Below are 18,711 nucleotides of genomic sequence, written 5' to 3' on the forward strand. Positions count from 1 at the left end.
CCGGATCTCCGGTTTTTCCTTTGTACCCCGCCGGGCGTTTTTTACGGCCTATATTCACAACAATTCCTCTCCGGCAAAGTGGTCAAAACCTTGCCATTCAAGTTCGACCGGTACGCCTGAACGCATAAACTTAATACCTTCTGAAAGCGGCGCAATCTGACCCACACAGGTAAAGTTGACACCCAGATGGCTCAGCGCAACATCCAGCGCACCCCGGTTAATTTCCGGCACAGTGAAGCAAAGTTCATAATCTTCACCGCCGGTCAGTGCCCATTTCAGTGCCTGTTCCGGATCCGCCACCTGATTCATGGCTGGCGAGAAAGGGATCGCATCAAGATCGAGGCGTGCACCACATTCGCTGGCATTCAGTATATGTTTAAGATCGGAAACCAGCCCGTCGGACAGATCGATGGCTGAGGTGGCTAAATCGCGCAGCGCCTGCCCCTGTAAAACACGTGGCGACGGACGCAGATGGCGTTTAAGCAGAAATTCGCGAGTTTTCGCATCATCAACATTCAGCTGTTCCAGCAAAATCGCCAGGCCAGCTGCGCTATCACCCAGCGTACCGGTAACAAAGATCCAGTCGCCTATGCCCGCACCGGCGCGGGTTAACGCACGCCCCGCAGGCACCAGACCCTGAATGGTTAACGTCATGCTCAGCGGTCCGCGTGTCGTATCCCCGCCAATCAACTGCATGCCGTAATAATTAAGCTGTTCAAACAGACTGTCGCTGAATGCCTGCAACCAGTCAGTGTTCACTTCCGGCAGTGTCAGCGCCAGAGAAACCCACGCAGGATCGGCACCCATAGCAGCCAGATCGCTCAGGTTAACCGCCAGCGCTTTATAGCCCAGGTCTGCCGGTGAAATCGTTTTGAGAAAATGGATGCCTTCGACCAGCGTGTCGGTGCTGACTGCTAATAGTTGCTTCTCGCCTACCGTCAGCAGGGCACAATCATCACCAATGCCTAAATGAACATCCTGTCGGGCGGTTCTGAACCGGTTAAAGTAGCGAGTGATTACATCAAATTCGCCGCATGACATAGTACATTTCCAAATCGTTAGAATGACTTAAGGCCGGAAATCCGGCCTTAAGAAGGGTGTCACACAAAAGATAAACCAGGTGACATCACCAGATTATCAACAGAGACGGTTATCAGGCCAAAATGACTGTCGCCATTTGTGACTGAAGCCGAAACTTTTTTGATGATCATTTTTTACGAATATGCGGGCCTGCTTTATCCAGCACACCATTGACGAACTTATGGCTATCTTCAGCACCAAAAGTTTTCGCCAGTTCAATGGCTTCATTGATCGCCACTTTGTAAGGGACGTCCTGGCGTTTGCTTAGCTCAAACAGAGCCAGACGCAAAATTGCTCTTTCCACCTGGCCCAGTTCATCCAGCTGGCGGGACAGGTACGGCGCCATCAGTGCATCGAGTTTCTCAGCACTGTTTGCTACACCAGCCAGCAGTTCGCGGAAATAGGCAATGTCTACGTCTTTGACATCCTGCTCGGTCAGGAATTCTAATTCAACATCGGCGATGTCATTTTTCGACAACTGCCAGGAGTAAAGCGCCTGAACGGCACATTCACGGGCGCGGCGACGAGCAGCAGGTTTCACGGATTTCCCCTTAACTAGATTCAGGCTTTAATAGCCTTGATAACATTAATCATTTCAAGCGCGGTCAGTGCAGCTTCTGCACCCTTGTTACCGGCTTTTGTCCCTGCGCGTTCGATGGCTTGTTCAATGCTTTCTGTGGTCAGCACACCAAAGGCAACCGGGATTTCGCTGTTCATGGCAACGCTGGACAGGCCAGAGCTACATTCGCCCGCCACAAATTCAAAGTGGGCAGTGCCCCCGCGGATCACGGTGCCAAGTGCAACAACCGCATCGTATTTGCCGCTTTCAGCCAGTGCGCGGGTTGCCAGAGGCAATTCGTACGCGCCCGGGACCCAGACTACGGTGATGTTGTCATCGCTGACCTGACCGATACGTTTTAATGCATCAACAGCACCTGAAAGCAGGCTGTCATTGATAAAATTGTTAAAACGAGCAATCGCGATCGCTACGCGCGCGTTAGGCGTGGCTACAACACCTTCGATAACGTTCATAGTTTTCCTTAAAGTGGGTTCAGGAGTTTCTCAACCCCAGCCGCAGGGGGGCGGATTCTATCATAAAATAACCCTGTCTGGACATGCGCTTTTAAAGCCATTCCGCAGGGAGGAGTAAAATTCTCAATACACCGGTTTCAGACGCAAACGTAAGTCAGGGCCGACCTGGCGGATATCGCTGAAAATAAATTCCGGCGCATCCGCCAGATGCTGCAATCCTGGCAGTTCACACAGTGCCCGACCATTATTGCCCAATAACTTAGGCGCCATATAAACGATTAATTCATCAACCAGACCGGCTTGTAATAAGGCACCGGCCAGTTGTGCGCCGGCTTCCACCCAGATGGAATTAACCTGACGTTTCGCCAGTTGCATCATCAGCAGAACCAGATCAATACGATTGTCGCGTCCGGCCACGCGCCATTGTTCAACAGACTCCGGCCAGGCTTGCGAGTCAGTTTCCAGCCGTGCGAGTAATACTTCCCCCGGTAAATTCATCAGCTGATGCTGTGGTGTCACGCGGTTTTGACTGTCGAGAATAATCCGTAATGGCTGACGCAGATTTTCCTCGGGATAAATTGCCTGCACTTCACTGCCCAGTTCGCTCCAGCGTACATTAAGCGAAGGATTGTCAGCCAGAACCGTGGCACTGGTGCTCAGGATCGCCGAGTTTTCTGCGCGAAAGCGCTGAACATCAGCACGGGCCGACGCCGAGGTGATCCACTGACTTTCGCCAGAAGCCATCGCCGTTCGGCCATCTAAAGAGGCACCCATTTTAAGCTGAACATAGGGAAAACCGGTGCGCATCCGTTTGAGGAAACCCAGATTCACCGCTTCAGCCTGCGGGTGCATCAGCCCATGGCTAACATCCACGCCGTTTTGTTTGAGCCGGTACAAACCCCGCCCTGCCACTTCCGGATTAGGATCCTGCATCGCCGCTACCACGCGGGCGACGCCTGCCGCCAGCAATGCATCGGCACACGGTGGTGTACGCCCATGATGACTGCACGGTTCGAGGGTCACATAAGCGGTCGCCCCTCTGGCTTTCTCACCGGCCATGCGTAATGCGTAAACTTCTGCATGGGGTTCACCGGCACGCAAATGATAGCCTTCACCCACAATTTCGCCATTCAATACAATGACACAACCGACATTAGGGTTAGGTGTGGTGGTAAAACGCCCGCGGCGCGCCAGCTCGAAAGCCCGCGCCATATAGCGCTCATCGGTATGGTTTTCGGCGGAGAGTGGCTTTGCAGATTGTTCAGACGACATCAGCTTTCCTTAGTCCTGAAGGCGGGCGATTTCTTCACCAAATTCACGAATATCTTCGAAGCTGCGATACACCGACGCAAAGCGGATATAGGCGACTTTATCCAGCCCTTTCAGGGCGTCCATCACCAAATTACCGATCATTTTAGCCGGGATTTCACGTTCGCCGGTCGCACGCAGCTGCGACTTAATGTGGCTGATGGCAGTTTCGACGTCATCGGAACTTACCGGGCGTTTTTCCAGCGCTTTCAGAAAGCCACCGCGAAGTTTGTCTTCGTTGAACGGTTCACGAACTTCATTGCTTTTAATGACGCGCGGCATCACCAGTTCCGCCACTTCAAACGTGGTGAAACGTTCATGGCACACCAGGCACTGACGGCGACGGCGAACCTGCGATCCATCGCCTACCAGACGGGAATCGATGACTTTAGTATCAACAGCGGCACAAAATGGGCAATGCATAGCACTTCCTGATCGCGAACTCAATTGAACAGTAGTTTAACCCGAAGTGTGCCGACAACAAAGGCTGTCGCTACTTTCATCGACATCGGGTTAAACTTAGCTATCGATATGGGTGCCCGGATGGAATGTTTCAACGGGCAGATGAAAGGAAGTCTCTGATATGACAAAACATCCACACCTTTTGTTGGTCTGCGCCGCATTGTTCAGCCTGACGGGCTGCGCGACGCAAAATTCACAAATACCGGCCCTGAAAACGGAAGTCGGGCAGCTTAATCAAAAGCTGCAACACCTGACCGATCTGGCCCTCGCACTGGAACAGCAAACCACCCTCAACCGCCAGTCGGATAATGGTGTCTATTTATTACCGGCAGCCAAAAGTGCCGCATTGCTCAAAAGTAACATTGGTGAATTAAGTCTTCAGCTAACCCGTATCGCTCCGGACGCCAGCGGCGTACAGGCCGTACTGGAAATCAAAAATAATGCCGGTCAGCCATTGCCAGCGTTTACGGCATCTCTGAGCTGGGGACAGCTCGATCCGGTTACAGGCAAGCCGCTGACTGTCGATATGCAGACCCAGACCATTACCGTCGAGCCAGACCTTCTGCCGGGTCCGGTGAAAACAGTCGATGTGAAGTTTGACCAGGTGACTGTCGAAACGCTGGGATTTGTACATCTGCATAATATTGTGGCAACGCCACAGTCCCTGCCTGTCGTAACCCGATAAAAACCGCAAACAGCAGATAAAAAAAACCCCGCGTCGCGGGGTTTTGGTTTTCTATTCCGATAACGGAACCATCAGCAACTTACGGCAGAATCGAAGGTTGATCTGCGCCTTCTTTTTCCACTTTCTGCTGCAACATGTGCTCACGCTTCATACCCAGTTTCAGGGCCAGCGCGGACGCCACGTAGATTGACGAAACCGTACCGATCGACACGCCAATCAACATGGTCAGTGAGAAGCCTTCCAGCAACGCACCCCCAAAGATATAGAGCATCAGAACCACCATCAGCGTGGTCGCTGAGGTCATAATAGTACGACTTAACGTCTGGGTCAGGGACACGTTCATGATTTCGTAAGAATTACCGCGACGAATTTTGCGGAAGTTTTCACGAATACGGTCCGATACCACGATGGAGTCATTCAGCGAGTAGCCGATAACGGACATCAGGGACGCGACGATGGTCAGGTCAATTTCGATCCTGAACAGTGACAATACGCCCATGGTGATGATCACGTCATGCGCCAGTGCGATTACCGCCCCCAGCGCCAGTCGCCATTCAAAACGGAAACCGACATAGATCAGGATGCAAATCAGCGCCATCAGCAGCGCCATGCCGCCAGCCTGCGCCAGATCACTCCCCACGCTCGGGCCGACAAACTCAACACGTTTCACGGTCGCGTCTTTGTCGATATCCGCATTCACCAGACTCAGGACTTTATTCCCCAGTTCCTGACCGGCATTACCCGATACAGGTGGAAGGCGAACCATCACATCACGACTGCTACCGAAGTTCTGAACAACAGGATCCTTGAATCCTGCTTTTTCCAGATCGGCACGCATTACGTCCAGGTTAGCGGGCTGGCTAAGGCTGATTTCAATGACGGTACCGCCAGTGAAATCCAGACCCCAGTTGAACCCGCGAACGCCCATAATCGCAACGGATGCGATAAACAACAGGCCTGAAATACAGAAGGCCACGTTGTCCCAGCGCATAAAGTCGATAACTTTACGGCCGTAGTTCAGTTGTTCAACAGTATATGGTTGTTGCTGTGCCACAACGCACTCCTCAGATAGACAGCTTTTTAATGCGTTTGCCGCCGTAAACCAGGTTCACGATGGCACGGGTTCCCACGATCGACGTAAACATCGAGGTTGCCACACCGATAGCGGTGGTGATAGCAAAGCCTTTAATCGAACCGGTACCCACTGCATAAAGAATAATTGCCGTGATCAGGGTCGTAATGTTGGCATCAACGATACTGGAGAACGCGCCTTTATAGCCTTCATGAATCGCCTGCTGAACGGAACGCCCGTTCTTCAACTCTTCTTTGATACGTTCGTTTATCAGTACGTTGGCGTCGACGGCCACCGCCAGCGTCAGTACGATACCGGCAATACCCGGCATGGTCAGCGTCGCACCAGGCAGCAGAGACATGATCCCGACAATCAGGACCAGGTTCGCAATCAGCGCGGTCGTCGCGATCACACCAAATTTACGGTAGAAGACCACCATAAACAGAATGGATGCCACCAGGCCCCACAAGCACGCTTCCAGACCCTGAGTGATGTTTTGCATCCCTAAGGTCGGGCCAATGGTCCGTTCTTCAACAATCTGAATTGGCGCGATTAACGCACCGGCACGCAGCAGAAGGGACAACTGACGGGCTTCATTCGGATCGTTGACGCCAGTGATACGGAAGCTGTTGCCCAGACGTGACTGAATAGTCGCCACGTTGATAACTTCTTCCTGTTTCGCCAGAATCGCACGGCCGTTGGCATCTTTCTTACCGCTGTCTTTGTACTCCACGAACAAGGTTGCCATCGGTTTGCCGATATTATCCTTGGTGAAGTTAGACATGGCGTTACCGCCAGCGCTGTCGAGTGAGATGTTGACCTGTGGCTGATTGTATTCATCCATGCTGGATGTGGAATCAGTGATATGGTCACCGGTCAGAATCACCCGCTTGTACAATACAACCGGGCGACCATCACGCATGTCTTTCACTTCGCTGTCGCCCGGTACACGACCGGTTGAAGCAGCAGAAGCATCCACGTTGGTGTTAACCAGACGGAATTCCAGGGTCGCGGTCGCGCCTAAGATTTCTTTGGCACGTGCAGTATCCTGAATCCCCGGCAGTTCAACCACAATACGGTCGGAACCCTGACGCTGTACCAGTGGCTCAGCGACGCCCAGTTGGTTTACGCGGTTACGCAGGATATTGATGTTTTGCTGAACGGCGTACTCACGGGCTTCACTCAGGCGGGCATCAGTCATCACCACACTCAAAGCATTGTCACCGCTGTTAGTGATCACTAAATCGCGATGACGTGGGCTCAGATAGCTGGCTGCAGAATCACGGGTCGCAGCATCGCGGAAACGCACTTCAACGCCATAGTTGTCGAGCTTACGCACCGTGGCATAAGGAATATTCTTGTCGCGCAGGTCACTGCGCATGCTGTCCATGGTCTGCTCTTGCAGCTTACTCAACGCGGTATCCATATCCACTTCCATCAGGAAGTGCACACCACCACGTAAGTCGAGGCCCAGCTTCATCGGCTCAGCGCCCAGCATACTCAACCAGCGCGGCGTTGCCGGCGCGAGGTTCAGTGCAATAACAAACTTGTCGCCCAACGCTTCAGTCAGCGCTTCACGTGCACGAAGCTGTACGTCTGTGTCTTTAAAACGGGCAAGAATAGCGCCATTTTCCAGGGCAATCGATTTGCTCTGGATTTTGTTTTGGTCTAATACATTACGGACTTGATCCAGTGTTGCTGCACTGGCGTCGGAACCCCGAACACCAGTGATTTGAACAGCCGGATCCTCACCATAAAGGTTGGGAAGTGCATAAAGCAGCCCGACGATGACCACAACGATCAGCATCAGATACTTCCACGCAGGATAACGGTTTAACACGGCAGTTCCCTTCGGGAAAATCGAAAATTAGATAGACTTCATCGTGCCTTTTGGCAGAACTGCTGCCACGAAGTCACGTTTGATCATCACTTCGTTGGTGTCGTTCAGTGCGATAACCACATAACCGGTTTCGGCTACTTTGGTTACGCGACCGATCAGGCCACCTGTGGTCATGACTTCGTCACCTTTACCGATAGAATCCATCAGTTTTTTGTGTTCTTTAGAACGTTTCTGCTGCGGGCGCAGGATCATGAAATAGAAAATCAGACCAAAAACCACCAGCATAATAACCAGAGAGTAAGGACTTCCCTGTGACGGTGCGCCGGTCGCTGCGACTGCATCAGAAATGAAAAGGCTCATTTAAATTCCCTCATTGTTGTTGTGAAGCAAATTGATGTAAAACAAACCGAGAATCCGACCCGGAGACTGGCGATAAAACGTCTCGCACAATACCCCATAATGCCGGTCCAAGAAATTATAAAATCGGCACCTCCTTTCGAAGATGCCGACGCGAGAAAGAAATCAGAAGTTTAAAGGCGGAACCGGTTTGCCTTTACGCTCGTAGAAGTCTGTCACAAACGCTTCCAATTTACCCTCTTCAATAGCCTGGCGTAAACCGGCCATCAGACGCTGGTAATAGCGCAGGTTATGGATCGTATTCAGGCGCGCACCCAGAATTTCGTTGCAACGGTCGAGATGATGCAAGTAAGCGCGGCTATAATTGCGACATGTGTAGCAATCACAGTGTTCGTCAAGCGTTGACGTGTCATCTTTATGCTTCGCATTACGGATTTTAACGATACCGTCGGTCACAAAAAGATGGCCGTTTCGTGCATTACGCGTTGGCATCACGCAGTCAAACATATCGATACCACGACGCACGCCTTCAACCAGATCTTCCGGTTTACCGACACCCATAAGATAGCGAGGTTTGTCTGCCGGAATTTGCGGACAAACGTGCTCCAGAATACGGTGCATGTCTTCCTTCGGCTCGCCGACTGCCAGTCCGCCCACAGCGTAACCATCAAAGCCGATATCTACCAGCCCTTTTAATGATACATCTCGTAAATCTTCGTAAACGCTCCCCTGAATAATCCCAAACAAAGCATTCTTATTATTCAACTCGTTGAAGCGATCGCGGCTGCGTTTTGCCCAGCGTAAAGACATTTCCATCGAGCGTTTTGCATAATCCCAGTCGGCAGGATATGGCGTACATTCGTCGAAGATCATGACGATGTCGGAGCCCAGATCGTTTTGGATCTCCATGGATTTTTCCGGACTCAGGAACACCGGATCCCCGTTGATCGGGTTGCGGAAATGCACGCCCTCTTCTTTGATTTTGCGCATCGCACCCAGGCTAAATACCTGGAAGCCGCCGGAATCGGTGAGGATCGGGCCATGCCAGTTCATGAAATCATGTAAGTCGCCGTGCAGCTTCATGATTTCCTGCCCCGGACGCAGCCACAGGTGGAAAGTGTTACCCAACAGAATTTGTGCGCCGGTTTCTTTCACTTCTTCCGGGGTCATACCTTTTACTGTGCCGTAAGTGCCCACAGGCATAAATGCCGGGGTTTCGACTACGCCACGTTCAAAGACCAGACGTCCGCGGCGTGCGCGGCCATCGGTAGTGCTTAATTCGTACTTCACATTGCCTCCAGCATCAGAGAAACAGTCTGATGAGGTTAAGTCCGTGGCATCACGCCCGGAAAAGAAAGCCCGGATGCACCGAGTGCGTCCGGCGCGGTTTACTGCTGCCCCACCACTTCCTGTGGCGCCAGCGGGTTACGGTTGATAAACATCGCATCACCATAACTGAAGAAACGGTATTGCTCTGCGACGGCCTGATGATAGGCATTCAGGGTATTTTTATAGCCGGCAAACGCCGACACCAGCATGATCAGTGTCGATTCAGGCAGGTGGAAATTGGTGATCAGGGAGTCAATAACCTGATAGTGATAACCCGGGTAGATGAAAATCTTGGTATCACCGAAGAAGGGCGCAATCAGCGCATCTTCGCTGGCCTTCGCCGCGCTTTCCAGCGAACGTACCGAGGTTGTGCCCACCGCCACGACTTTATTACCCCGCGCTTTACAGGCCAGCACCGCATCCACAACTCCCTGAGGCACTTCGGCATACTCAGCATGCATGATGTGGTCTTCGATGGTGTCCACGCGAACCGGCTGGAAAGTTCCTGCGCCCACGTGCAGCGTCACAAAAGCAAATTCCACACCTTTTTCTTTCAGCGCATCCATCAGCGGCTGGTCGAAGTGTAAACCGGCGGTAGGGGCTGCCACTGCGCCGGGACGTTCGCTGTAGACTGTCTGATACAATTCCCGATCAGCATCTTCATCGGGGCGATCGATATATGGCGGCAGCGGCATATGGCCGATTTCGTTGAGCAGAGTAAAGACATCACGATCTTCATTAAATTCCAGCTCAAACAAGGTATCGTGGCGCGCCACCATAGTCGCTTTAATATCTTCGTTGTCGCCAAGCAGCAGTTCAGCGCCCGGCTTTGGCGATTTAGACGCACGTACGTGTGCCAGAACGCGGTGTGAATCGAGCACACGCTCAACCAGTACTTCAATTTTACCGCCGCTGACCTTACGGCCGAATACGCGGGCCGGGATCACGCGGGTATTGTTAAAAACCAGCAAATCACCGGGATGAATTTTATCCAGAATATCGGTGAACACGCCGTGCGTTAACTCACCGCTCGGCCCGTCCAGAGACAACAAACGACAGCCGCTGCGCTGGGTCTGCGGATAGCGGGCAATCAGGGATTCAGGGAGTTCAAAAGAAAAATCGGCAACACGCATGGCTTTTCACTTCACTTAACGACAAAAACAGGCGGCTTAGTCTAGAGGGACGGGGCATCCCCTGCAAGCTTCTGCGCTAATAAAGGCATCACAGCCCTGTCAGAGATCAACTTTCCTGCGTTATACTCGCCCGATGAATTTTTTAGCGCATCTCCACTTAGCCTCTCTGGCCGAAAGTTCCCTGACCGGCAACCTGCTGGCTGATTTCGTCCGCGGCAATCCTGACGGACAATTTTCTGACGAGATCGTCAGCGGGATCCGCATGCATCGCCGCGTAGATACCATGACCGATTCGCTGCCGGAAGTGAAAATTGCCCGCCGCTATTTTCGTGAAGATTTTCGCCGCGTCGCGCCCATCACGCTGGATGTCGTCTGGGATCACTTTCTCTCCCGCCACTGGGCGACACTTCATCCACAGCAATCGCTCGAAGATTTTCTCGACGCCTGTCAGCAGGAAATTGAACCGCTGCTGCCTGAAATGCCTGAACGTTTCCGGAATCTGAATGCGTATTTATGGCCTGAACGCTGGATGGAACGTTATGCCGCACTGCCTTTTATTGGGGACGTATTACGCGGTATGGCCAACCGGAGGCCGAAACTTAGTGCGCTGACCGGCTCTTTCCACGATATCGAATTGAATTACGATGCCCTTGAGCAGCTTTTTTGGCAGTTTTATCCGGTCATGATGCAACAGGCGAAAGACCGACAACTCTGATCAATCTCACCAGTTCTGTGAACCGTCCCGCAATTCCCTGCAACACAAGAGGTTGTTGTTAAAGAACTCTGGGACTTACGTCAAAGACTGATAGCCGGATACTATCTGATTGATTGGTGCGATGGGGTTTATTCACCCGCAGCTTGCCCCTATACTGGCAGTCGTTTTGTTCATCCTTTCCTTTCACCTACGACGCCCTCTTGGGTTTCATAAGGAGTAATATTATGGTTCTGGTAACTCGCCCAGCCCCTGACTTCACCGCAGCAGCCGTACTGGGCAGCGGCGAAGTAGTTGAAAACTTCAACTTCAAAAAACACACTGCAGGCAAACCAACTGTTATCTTCTTCTGGCCAATGGACTTCACTTTCGTCTGTCCTTCAGAACTGATCGCTTTCGATCACCGTTATGAAGAATTCCAGAATCGTGGCGTAGAAGTGGTAGGCGTGTCCTTCGACTCCGAGTTCGTTCACAACGCATGGCGTAACACCCCAGTTGAGAAAGGCGGCATCGGTCCTGTTAAGTACGCGATGGTTGCTGACATCAAACGCGAAATCCAGAAAGCCTACGGTATTGAACATCCGGACGCCGGCGTTGCACTGCGTGGCTCTTTCCTGATCGACAAAGAAGGTGTTGTCCGTCACCAGGTAGTGAATGATCTGCCACTGGGTCGTAACATCGACGAAATGCTGCGTATGGTTGACGCGCTGCAATTCCACGAAGAGCACGGCGAAGTGTGCCCGGCTCAGTGGGAAAAAGGCAAAAAAGGCATGGGCGCATCCCCGGATGGCGTGGCCAAATATTTGTCTGAAAACGCATCAAATCTGTAATTCCTTCACGGTTTTATGATGCATAACGGTCAGCCTCGCTGGCCGTTTTTTTTTGCCTCTTATCCTGCACGATCACATTTTTCCCTCCCCGCTTCCTCACTCTCTGTTATTTAGGTCTACGCTGAAAACGGTCAGGCTGCGTCATCATGGCGCGACGTTTGCATAATAATGGTCGGACTAAAATAACAAAAAAGCGTTATCACACAATAACCTGAAGGTTATGACTCAAAAGACAGGGTAATAAACAGGAGCCTATATGTTACGGAAATCACTCATCGCGCTGGCCTTGCTGACCAGCTTCCCGCTCTGCGCCGCATCTAATCCTGCGGTGGAAGCCAAAAACGGGATGGTCGTCACCTCGCAATATCTGGCCTCTCAGGTCGGCGTCGATATTCTGAAAATGGGTGGCAACGCTATCGATGCTGCCGTGGCTGTCGGCTACGCGCAGGCTGTCGTTAACCCATGCTGTGGCAATATTGGCGGCGGAGGCTTCATGACGGTGCATCTTGCCAACGGTAAAGATACCTTTATCAACTTCCGTGAAACTGCGCCTGCTGCTGCCAGCGCCAATATGTATCTGGATGCTGACGGCAACGTGAAGAAAGGTGCCAGCCTGTACGGGTATCTCGCTGCAGGCGTACCCGGCACAGTATTGGGCATGGATACGGTGCAGAAAGAATATGGCAAACTGACGCGCCAGCAAGTTATGGCACCGGCAATTAAACTGGCCCGCCAGGGCTTTGTGCTGACCCGCGCCGATACCGATATTCTCGACACCACCGTGAAACGCTTCAAAGAAGATCCTGAAGCGGCTCGTATTTTCCTGCGCAAAGACGGCAGCCCGCTGCAACCCGGCGACAAACTGGTGCAAACCGATTTAGCCAACACGCTGGAGTCCATCTCCCGGCACGGTCCGGATGCATTCTATAAAGGCAAAATCCCGGCGGCGGTTGAGGCCGCTGCGAAAAAAGGTGGCGGCATCCTGACAGCGGCCGATTTCGCGAACTATAAGGTCACTGAAGACGCCCCTATCACCTGCAGTTACCGCGGATATAAATTCGTATCGGCTCCGCCGCCGAGTTCCGGCGGCGTCACGATGTGTGAAATCCTCAACATTGTTGAAGGCTATGATCTGAAAAGTATGGGGTTCAACTCTGCAGCCTCTATACACACCCTTACCGAGGCCATGCGCCATGCGTATATGGACAGAAATACCTATCTCGGCGATCCGGAGTTTGTGAAAAATCCCGTCGACCGTCTGGTCAGCAAAAGCTATGCCGAAGAAATCCGTAAGAAAATAGAAGCGGATAAAGCCACGCCTTCGACGGCGGTTCAGCCTGGCATGGAACCCCACGAGAAGCCGGAAACGACTCATTACTCTATTGTCGATAAAATGGGGAATGCCGTTTCAACCACCTATACGGTCAATGGCCGCTTTGGTTCAGTGGTGATTGCACCGGGTACGGGCTTTTTCCTGAATGATGAGATGGATGACTTCACGACCAAAGTCGGCGAGAAGAATTTGTACGGACTGGTACAGGGAACCAAAAATGCCATCGCCCCCGGTAAGCGCCCACTATCGTCTATGAGCCCGAGTCTGGTGACCAAAGACGGTAAAATCTTCATGGTTCTGGGGTCGCCGGGCGGATCACGTATTATCACCATTACTTTGCAGTCGGCGCTGAATGTTATCGACTACGGCATGGCACCACAGGAAGCGGTGGATGCCCCCCGTATTCATCATCAGTGGCTGCCGGATGAGGTCTATTATGAGCAGCGTGGCGTTTCTCAGGACAGCCTGAACATCCTGCAGAAGATGGGTTACAAGATGGTGGAGCAGACGCCATGGGGCGCGACAGAGCTGATTATGGTGGGGTTACCGGGGGCTGCTGGCGTGACATCGGCGAACTCAGGTAATGACTCGGCGGTGTCAGGCAAGGTTCGCGAAGGTTATCTCTACGGTGCAAATGATGTGCGGCGACCTGCAGGTGCCGCCATCGGCTATTAACCTTCATCCTTCGGGCTGTCTCTGCGTTGACTGCCTTGATACAGCCCGAATGATTTGGTTAATAACAATTTATAAACAGTAAAAAGCCCTTAAAATCATCTGATATCAAGGGCTTTAAAATTTACCGGAAGGTAAGTGCTTGCTTACGCTTTGTTGCTCAGCGCCAGCGCTTCTTTCTTGCGATCGTTACGGCGTTTGAAGGCATAACCCACCAGTAATGCCACTACCCACACCATCCCGACATACAGCGAAATACGGGTATCCGGGAAGTAACCAATCAGGCCAATGATGAACACCAGGAAAATGATCCCGAACACGGAGGTGTAAACACCCCCTCGCAGCGGGAATTCAAGTTCTTTCACCTGTTGTTTGCTCAGTTTGCGACGAAAACCAATCTGGGAGAACAGGATCATAATCCACACCCAGACCGTCGCGAAAGTCGCCAGAGACGCAATCACCAGAAACACAGCCGACGGCATGACGTAGTTCAGATAAACCGCTACCAGCAGTGCCGCCATCATCACCAGCACGGTGACCCACGGCGTGCCCAGACGCGATACCTTGCTGAACATTTTCGGTGCCTGCCCCTGCTCTGCCATACCATGCAGCATACGGCCCACGCCGAATACATCACTGTTAATCGCCGACAGCGAGGCGGTGATCACCACGAAGTTCAGGATTGCCGCCGCCGCGGTAATACCCATGTGCTGGAAAGTCAGCACGAACGGGCTGCCCTGTGTCCCCACCTGATTCCAGGGGAAAATAGACATGATCACAAACAGTGTACCCACGTAAAATACCAGAATACGCAGCGGCACGGAGTTGATGGCTTTAGGGATAGATTGTTTTGGATTTTCTGCTTCACCGGCCGTGATCCCGATGATTTCAATGCCGCCATAAGCAAACATTACCAGTTGCAATGACAAAATTGTCCCCATGATCCCCTGACTGAAGAAGCCGCCGTGACTCCACAGATTGTGGATGCCGGTCGCCTGCCCGCCATTACCGATGCCCCAGAAGATAATGCCAAAGCCTGCCACGATCATGATAATGATGGTCAGAACCTTGAAGAACGAGAACCAGAACTCCAGCTCGCCAAACACTTTTACACTGACCAGATTAATCGCGCCGATAATCAGCACCACGCTGAGAACCCAGGTCCATTGCGGCACATCCGGGAACCAGACGCCCATATAAATACCGAACGCCGTGACATCAGCGATAGCGACGATCAGGATTTCGAAACAGTATGTCCAGCCGGTGATGTAACCTGCCATCGGCCCGAGGTAATCCTGCGCATAACGCGAAAATGAACCACTCTGCGGGTTGTTAACCGACATTTCGCCGAGGGCACGCATGATGATAAACGCGATAATTCCGCCGACCAGATACGCCAGCAATACACTCGGCCCGGCCATTTTAATGGCGTCTGCCGAGCCATAAAACAAACCGGTTCCGATGGCTGAGCCCAGTGCCATAAAGCGGATATGGCGCGTTGTCAGGCCACGTTTTAACTTCGTGCCCGGCGCTTCTTGTTGCGCGATTGGTTGTTCAGCTTCTTGCTGCATGTGCATTAACCCGTGTTGTTTTTTTTGATATCAAAAATCGTATTCTAAAAAAATGACTTTTAGCCCGCCAATGAAAAAGCCACGGAAGGGTTCTCCGTGGCCTGATTGGCGAAACATTCGTCAGACATTCATGCTTTCAGCTCTTCGAACATTCACCCGATGATCACTGATGCGCGGTTACGCTGCGCGGGCCGCTGATTTTGTCATATATTCCCACCAGTACCAGCATTAATAATGAAGGCGGTAACCAGGCAAGACCTTGCGCAGCCAGTGGCAGGTTAGCGGTCCAGGCGGGCATCAGGTCAGCAAAAGCAGAGGCTTTGATCCCATCAACAATGCCGAACACCAGACTTACCACCATGACCGGAGCCACGATACGCGTGGTGCTGTTCCACCAGCTCAGGGTGAAACTCAGCACAACCAGCGCGATACATGGCGGATAAATCGCCGTCAGTACCGGCACTGAAATCTGAATCAGATGGCTCAGCCCCAGGTTGGACACCAGCATGGAGAACAGACCCAGAATGAAGACCAGTGTCTTATAAGACAGCGGTAAATACTGGGCAAAGAACTCCGCACAGGCACACGTCAGGCCAACCGCCGTCACCATGCAGGCAATAAAAATCAGCGCACCGAGGAAGAAACTGCCAATGCCACCAAAGGTGTGCGCCACATACGCATGCAGAATAATCGCGCCGTTAGTCGCGTCAGGCACCAGTGAAGCACTGTTTTCGCCGAGTTTGAACAGGCTGAGATAAACCAGCATCAGACCCAGACCGGCAATCAGACCCGCCAGAACCGTATAACGGGTCAGCAGTTTGGCATCCGTAACACCACGGGAACGCGCGGCATTGACGATAACGATACCAAACACCAGCGCCCCCAGTGTATCCATGGTCAGATAACCGTTAACGAAACCGCTGGAGAACGGCACCGTCTGGTAAGCATCCACCGCTGGCATCGGAGAACCCGCTGGCCAAAGTACAGCAGCGATACCCAGTGCCGCCAGCGCGACCATTTTCAGTGGCGCGAGGAAATGTCCGACGGTATCGAGCAAACGGCCCGGATACAGAGAGATGCCAATGACCAGAGCGAAATAGATCACGCTGTAAATCAGTAAAGGCAGCGGGCCGTCACCGGTCATCGGTGCGATCCCCACTTCAAAAGATACGGTTGCCGTGCGTGGCGTAGCAAACAGCGGACCAACGGCCAGATAACACACGGTCGCCAGAAGAATACCGGCACCACGACCAATTGGCGTACTCAGGGCATCCACACCGCCACCAACGCGCGCAAGTGCAATGACCGTCATCACGGGTAGCCCGACGGCGGTAATCATAAACCCGGCAGCAGCCCACCAGACGTCATGGCCTGCCTGCAGGCCAACCATTGGCGGGAAAATGATATTTCCGGCCCCGACGAATAAGGCGAAGGTCATGAAACCCAGCGCCAGAATATCTTTATTTGTTAAACGAGTACTCATGATGGGTGTCGTGTTGCCTGTTCAAATGAATAAAGTGTCCGATGCTGCCGTCGCGCCACGTCGTCAAAAGGATGAATGTCCTGAAAAAGTCAGAGAGCATCAATATAAGGATCGAAGTGAGCAAAACGCCTGATGATATGCAGATGATTACGTTGTTATGCAGGGAGTATCGAGCGACAGCGAAGGCTAAGGTAAACTTTTATAGCGTATAAAGGCAAGACGTGATCGAAAAAGCAGAGTGTTTGACCAGATTAATATATCAAAGCAGGGATATTCACTAAATACCGTCAAAAACACACCATATGATATGTATGATTTTTAAACTAACGAAGCACAAGATACGCCCAGATAAGACAAAAAATGCGTGAAATCACCATCTGCAGGTTATTTCACGCACAATACTCAGCATATTCCTGAAGCTGAATTTCGACCGCGTCAGGGGTTACCAGACGCGGGCAGCGATATCGACCACCAGCTTCAGTTTTTCCCACTGCTGCGCTTCGGTCAGGCTGTTACCCTCTTCCGTAGACGCAAAACCACACTGCGGGCTGAGGCAAATCTGGTTAATATCCAGATATTCAGCGGCTTCTGCCAGTCGTGATTCTACTGTTTTTGCCAGTTCCAGTTCACCGGATTTGGTGGTAATCAGCCCCAGGACCGCCTGCTGATGGCCTTTTTTGATGAAACGCAGCGGCTCGAAACCACCGGAACGCTCGTTGTCATATTCCAGGAAGAAAGCATCGATGTTCACGCCACCAAACAGGATCTCCGCCACCGGCTCATAGCCACCTTCTGAAATCCAGGTGGAACGGAAGTTGCCGCGACAGACATGCAGACCAATCACCAGATCATCCGGTTTACCGGCAATCGCTTTATTCAGCACATCAGCGTAAGTACGCGCTAACGCCTCCGGAGAATCGCCCCGCTCGCGGATTTGCTTCTTTTGATCCTCAGAGCACAGGTACGCCCACACCGTGTCGTCAAGTTGCAGATAACGGCAACCGGCATCGTAAAACGCTTTAATCGCATCACGATAAACCTGCGCAAGATCGTCAAAATACTCTTTCAGATCCGGATAAACTTCTTTGCTAATGGCGTTACGTCCGCCGCGGAAATGCATCACGCTCGGGCTTGGAATGGTCATTTTCGGCACCGCCGTTCCGCTGATGCTTTTCAGGAAACGGAAATCTTCCAGCATCGGATGCGAGCCGAAACCGAGTTTGCTGACCACTTTAATACTGCGTGCTTTGGTCTGGACGCCGTTGAACTGGATCCCCTGCACTGCGTCGTAACCTTCCACACCTTCAAGACCTTCGAAGAAATCAAAGTGCCACCACGCCCGGCGGAACTCACCGTCAGTGACCACTTGCAGACCGGCTTCGCGCTGTAAATCCACCACGCGGCGGATTTCAGCGTCTTCTACTGCCCGCAGTTGCGCGGCATCAATCTCCCCGGACTGAAATTGCTTACGGGCTTGTTTAATTGCCGCAGGGCGCAGGAAACTGCCGACGACATCAGCGCGGAACGGAGGGGTTGTACGTTGCATGCATGACTCCTTTTAGCCATCCCGCTTCTGGCGGCGGAATGCGAATGATTTACATAGTGAATAATTACGCGGCGTTATATTTAGACATCTGGATGTCTAAACGTCTTTAAACCGATATTGTCATGCAGATTGCTCCGGAGCAACAGAGGAATCCTCATGAGGCTTGAATAAAATTCATGATCGCTTTGCGATGTTTCATGATGCTGAACAATATTTGCCTCATGACGATCTGTGGTAATAAATACTGCAGTTGTTTTTACCAGGGA

At 52.1% G+C, this 18,711-nt stretch carries 17 protein-coding genes; 4 read left to right on the top strand and 13 right to left on the bottom strand.

The genetic code is table 11. From position 1 onward, the window contains the following. Positions 1-54: 54 nt before the first annotated feature. The 5 genes from thiL to nrdR form a co-directional block, all read right to left on the bottom strand. Positions 55-1,041, bottom strand: a complete 987-nt coding sequence (gene thiL / locus ETV65_RS10745) for a thiamine-phosphate kinase (protein ID WP_129952853.1) — start codon at positions 1,039-1,041, stop codon at positions 55-57. 166 nt (positions 1,042-1,207) lie between these two features. Beyond that, entirely contained in the window at positions 1,208-1,621 is a 414-nt protein-coding gene (nusB, locus tag ETV65_RS10750) for a transcription antitermination factor NusB (protein ID WP_013576663.1), read from the bottom strand. Positions 1,622-1,641: 20 nt separating this feature from the next. Beyond that, complete coding sequence (gene ribE, locus ETV65_RS10755) at positions 1,642-2,112, bottom strand: 6,7-dimethyl-8-ribityllumazine synthase (protein ID WP_013576664.1); 471 nt, start codon at positions 2,110-2,112, stop codon at positions 1,642-1,644. A gap of 123 nt (positions 2,113-2,235) precedes the next feature. Continuing rightward, a complete protein-coding gene (ribD, locus tag ETV65_RS10760) occupies positions 2,236-3,384 on the bottom strand; it encodes a bifunctional diaminohydroxyphosphoribosylaminopyrimidine deaminase/5-amino-6-(5-phosphoribosylamino)uracil reductase RibD (RefSeq protein ID WP_129952854.1) in 1,149 nt (382 codons plus the stop codon). A 9-nt stretch (positions 3,385-3,393) separates the two neighbouring features. Continuing rightward, on the bottom strand, positions 3,394-3,843 hold the full coding sequence (gene nrdR / locus ETV65_RS10765) for a transcriptional regulator NrdR (protein ID WP_015698341.1): 450 nt from the start codon (positions 3,841-3,843) through the stop codon (positions 3,394-3,396). Positions 3,844-4,003: 160 nt separating this feature from the next. Here nrdR and ETV65_RS10770 point away from each other — a divergent pair, with 160 nt between their 5' ends. Beyond that, the gene (locus ETV65_RS10770; RefSeq protein WP_129952855.1) at positions 4,004-4,567 is read left to right on the top strand and encodes a DUF3251 domain-containing protein; all 564 of its coding nucleotides are present in this window, start codon (positions 4,004-4,006) and stop codon (positions 4,565-4,567) included. Between the two features lie 79 nt (positions 4,568-4,646). On the opposite strand, the gene secF is transcribed toward ETV65_RS10770, so the two are convergent. The 5 genes from secF to queA form a co-directional block, all read right to left on the bottom strand. Continuing rightward, positions 4,647-5,558 carry a protein translocase subunit SecF gene (gene secF, locus ETV65_RS10775; protein WP_217139566.1) on the bottom strand — a complete coding sequence of 304 codons (912 nt, stop codon included), beginning with the start codon at positions 5,556-5,558 and terminating at the stop codon, positions 4,647-4,649. 73 nt (positions 5,559-5,631) lie between these two features. Further along, positions 5,632-7,479 carry a protein translocase subunit SecD gene (secD, locus tag ETV65_RS10780; RefSeq protein WP_129952857.1) on the bottom strand — a complete coding sequence of 616 codons (1,848 nt, stop codon included), beginning with the start codon at positions 7,477-7,479 and terminating at the stop codon, positions 5,632-5,634. Positions 7,480-7,506: 27 nt separating this feature from the next. Beyond that, positions 7,507-7,839, bottom strand: a complete 333-nt coding sequence (yajC, locus tag ETV65_RS10785) for a preprotein translocase subunit YajC (protein ID WP_013576670.1) — start codon at positions 7,837-7,839, stop codon at positions 7,507-7,509. Positions 7,840-8,001: 162 nt separating this feature from the next. Further along, on the bottom strand, positions 8,002-9,126 hold the full coding sequence (tgt, locus tag ETV65_RS10790) for a tRNA guanosine(34) transglycosylase Tgt (protein WP_129952858.1): 1,125 nt from the start codon (positions 9,124-9,126) through the stop codon (positions 8,002-8,004). A 98-nt stretch (positions 9,127-9,224) separates the two neighbouring features. Further along, positions 9,225-10,298: a tRNA preQ1(34) S-adenosylmethionine ribosyltransferase-isomerase QueA gene (queA, locus tag ETV65_RS10795; RefSeq protein ID WP_129952859.1), complete on the bottom strand. Its 1,074-nt coding sequence runs from the start codon at positions 10,296-10,298 to the stop codon at positions 9,225-9,227. Positions 10,299-10,431: 133 nt separating this feature from the next. Between queA and ETV65_RS10800 the strand changes: the two genes are divergently transcribed. The 3 genes from ETV65_RS10800 to ggt all read left to right on the top strand — a co-directional run bounded on the left by ETV65_RS10800 (position 10,432) and on the right by ggt (position 13,848). Continuing rightward, positions 10,432-11,013, top strand: a complete 582-nt coding sequence (locus ETV65_RS10800; protein ID WP_129952860.1) for an ACP phosphodiesterase — start codon at positions 10,432-10,434, stop codon at positions 11,011-11,013. Between the two features lie 224 nt (positions 11,014-11,237). Further along, a complete protein-coding gene (locus ETV65_RS10805) occupies positions 11,238-11,840 on the top strand; it encodes a peroxiredoxin C (protein WP_013576674.1) in 603 nt (200 codons plus the stop codon). 256 nt (positions 11,841-12,096) lie between these two features. Beyond that, positions 12,097-13,848, top strand: coding sequence for a gamma-glutamyltransferase (gene ggt, locus ETV65_RS10810; protein ID WP_129952861.1), 1,752 nt, complete (start codon positions 12,097-12,099; stop codon positions 13,846-13,848). 143 nt (positions 13,849-13,991) lie between these two features. On the opposite strand, the gene proY is transcribed toward ggt, so the two are convergent. The 3 genes from proY to ETV65_RS10825 form a co-directional block, all read right to left on the bottom strand. Then, positions 13,992-15,422, bottom strand: coding sequence for a proline-specific permease ProY (proY, locus tag ETV65_RS10815; RefSeq protein ID WP_129952862.1), 1,431 nt, complete (start codon positions 15,420-15,422; stop codon positions 13,992-13,994). A gap of 157 nt (positions 15,423-15,579) precedes the next feature. Continuing rightward, positions 15,580-16,899: a branched-chain amino acid transport system II carrier protein gene (gene brnQ, locus ETV65_RS10820; protein WP_129952863.1), complete on the bottom strand. Its 1,320-nt coding sequence runs from the start codon at positions 16,897-16,899 to the stop codon at positions 15,580-15,582. A 442-nt stretch (positions 16,900-17,341) separates the two neighbouring features. Beyond that, positions 17,342-18,445: a cobalamin-independent methionine synthase II family protein gene (locus ETV65_RS10825; protein WP_129952864.1), complete on the bottom strand. Its 1,104-nt coding sequence runs from the start codon at positions 18,443-18,445 to the stop codon at positions 17,342-17,344. Positions 18,446-18,711: the final 266 nt, after the last annotated feature.

Origin of the sequence: Rahnella sp. RFA10(1/100), from assembly GCF_004195115.1 — a bacterium.
In the GTDB taxonomy this organism is placed as follows: Bacteria; Pseudomonadota; Gammaproteobacteria; order Enterobacterales; family Enterobacteriaceae; genus Rahnella; species Rahnella perminowiae.

Excerpts from the sequence above, each read along its gene's own strand:
- nrdR (WP_015698341.1), bottom strand. The coding sequence starts at position 3,843 with ATGCATTGCCCATTTTGTGCCGCTGTTGATACTAAAGTCATCGATTCC.
- secF (WP_217139566.1), bottom strand. The coding sequence starts at position 5,558 with ATGCGCTGGGACAACGTGGCCTTCTGTATTTCAGGCCTGTTGTTTATC.
- ETV65_RS10805 (WP_013576674.1), top strand. The coding sequence starts at position 11,238 with ATGGTTCTGGTAACTCGCCCAGCCCCTGACTTCACCGCAGCAGCCGTA.
- ETV65_RS10770 (WP_129952855.1), top strand. The coding sequence starts at position 4,004 with ATGACAAAACATCCACACCTTTTGTTGGTCTGCGCCGCATTGTTCAGC.
- brnQ (WP_129952863.1), bottom strand. The coding sequence starts at position 16,899 with ATGAGTACTCGTTTAACAAATAAAGATATTCTGGCGCTGGGTTTCATG.
- ribD (WP_129952854.1), bottom strand. The coding sequence starts at position 3,384 with ATGTCGTCTGAACAATCTGCAAAGCCACTCTCCGCCGAAAACCATACC.
- ETV65_RS10825 (WP_129952864.1), bottom strand. The coding sequence starts at position 18,445 with ATGCAACGTACAACCCCTCCGTTCCGCGCTGATGTCGTCGGCAGTTTC.
- proY (WP_129952862.1), bottom strand. The coding sequence starts at position 15,422 with ATGCACATGCAGCAAGAAGCTGAACAACCAATCGCGCAACAAGAAGCG.
- ggt (WP_129952861.1), top strand. The coding sequence starts at position 12,097 with ATGTTACGGAAATCACTCATCGCGCTGGCCTTGCTGACCAGCTTCCCG.
- yajC (WP_013576670.1), bottom strand. The coding sequence starts at position 7,839 with ATGAGCCTTTTCATTTCTGATGCAGTCGCAGCGACCGGCGCACCGTCA.
- queA (WP_129952859.1), bottom strand. The coding sequence starts at position 10,298 with ATGCGTGTTGCCGATTTTTCTTTTGAACTCCCTGAATCCCTGATTGCC.
- ribE (WP_013576664.1), bottom strand. The coding sequence starts at position 2,112 with ATGAACGTTATCGAAGGTGTTGTAGCCACGCCTAACGCGCGCGTAGCG.
- ETV65_RS10800 (WP_129952860.1), top strand. The coding sequence starts at position 10,432 with ATGAATTTTTTAGCGCATCTCCACTTAGCCTCTCTGGCCGAAAGTTCC.
- thiL (WP_129952853.1), bottom strand. The coding sequence starts at position 1,041 with ATGTCATGCGGCGAATTTGATGTAATCACTCGCTACTTTAACCGGTTC.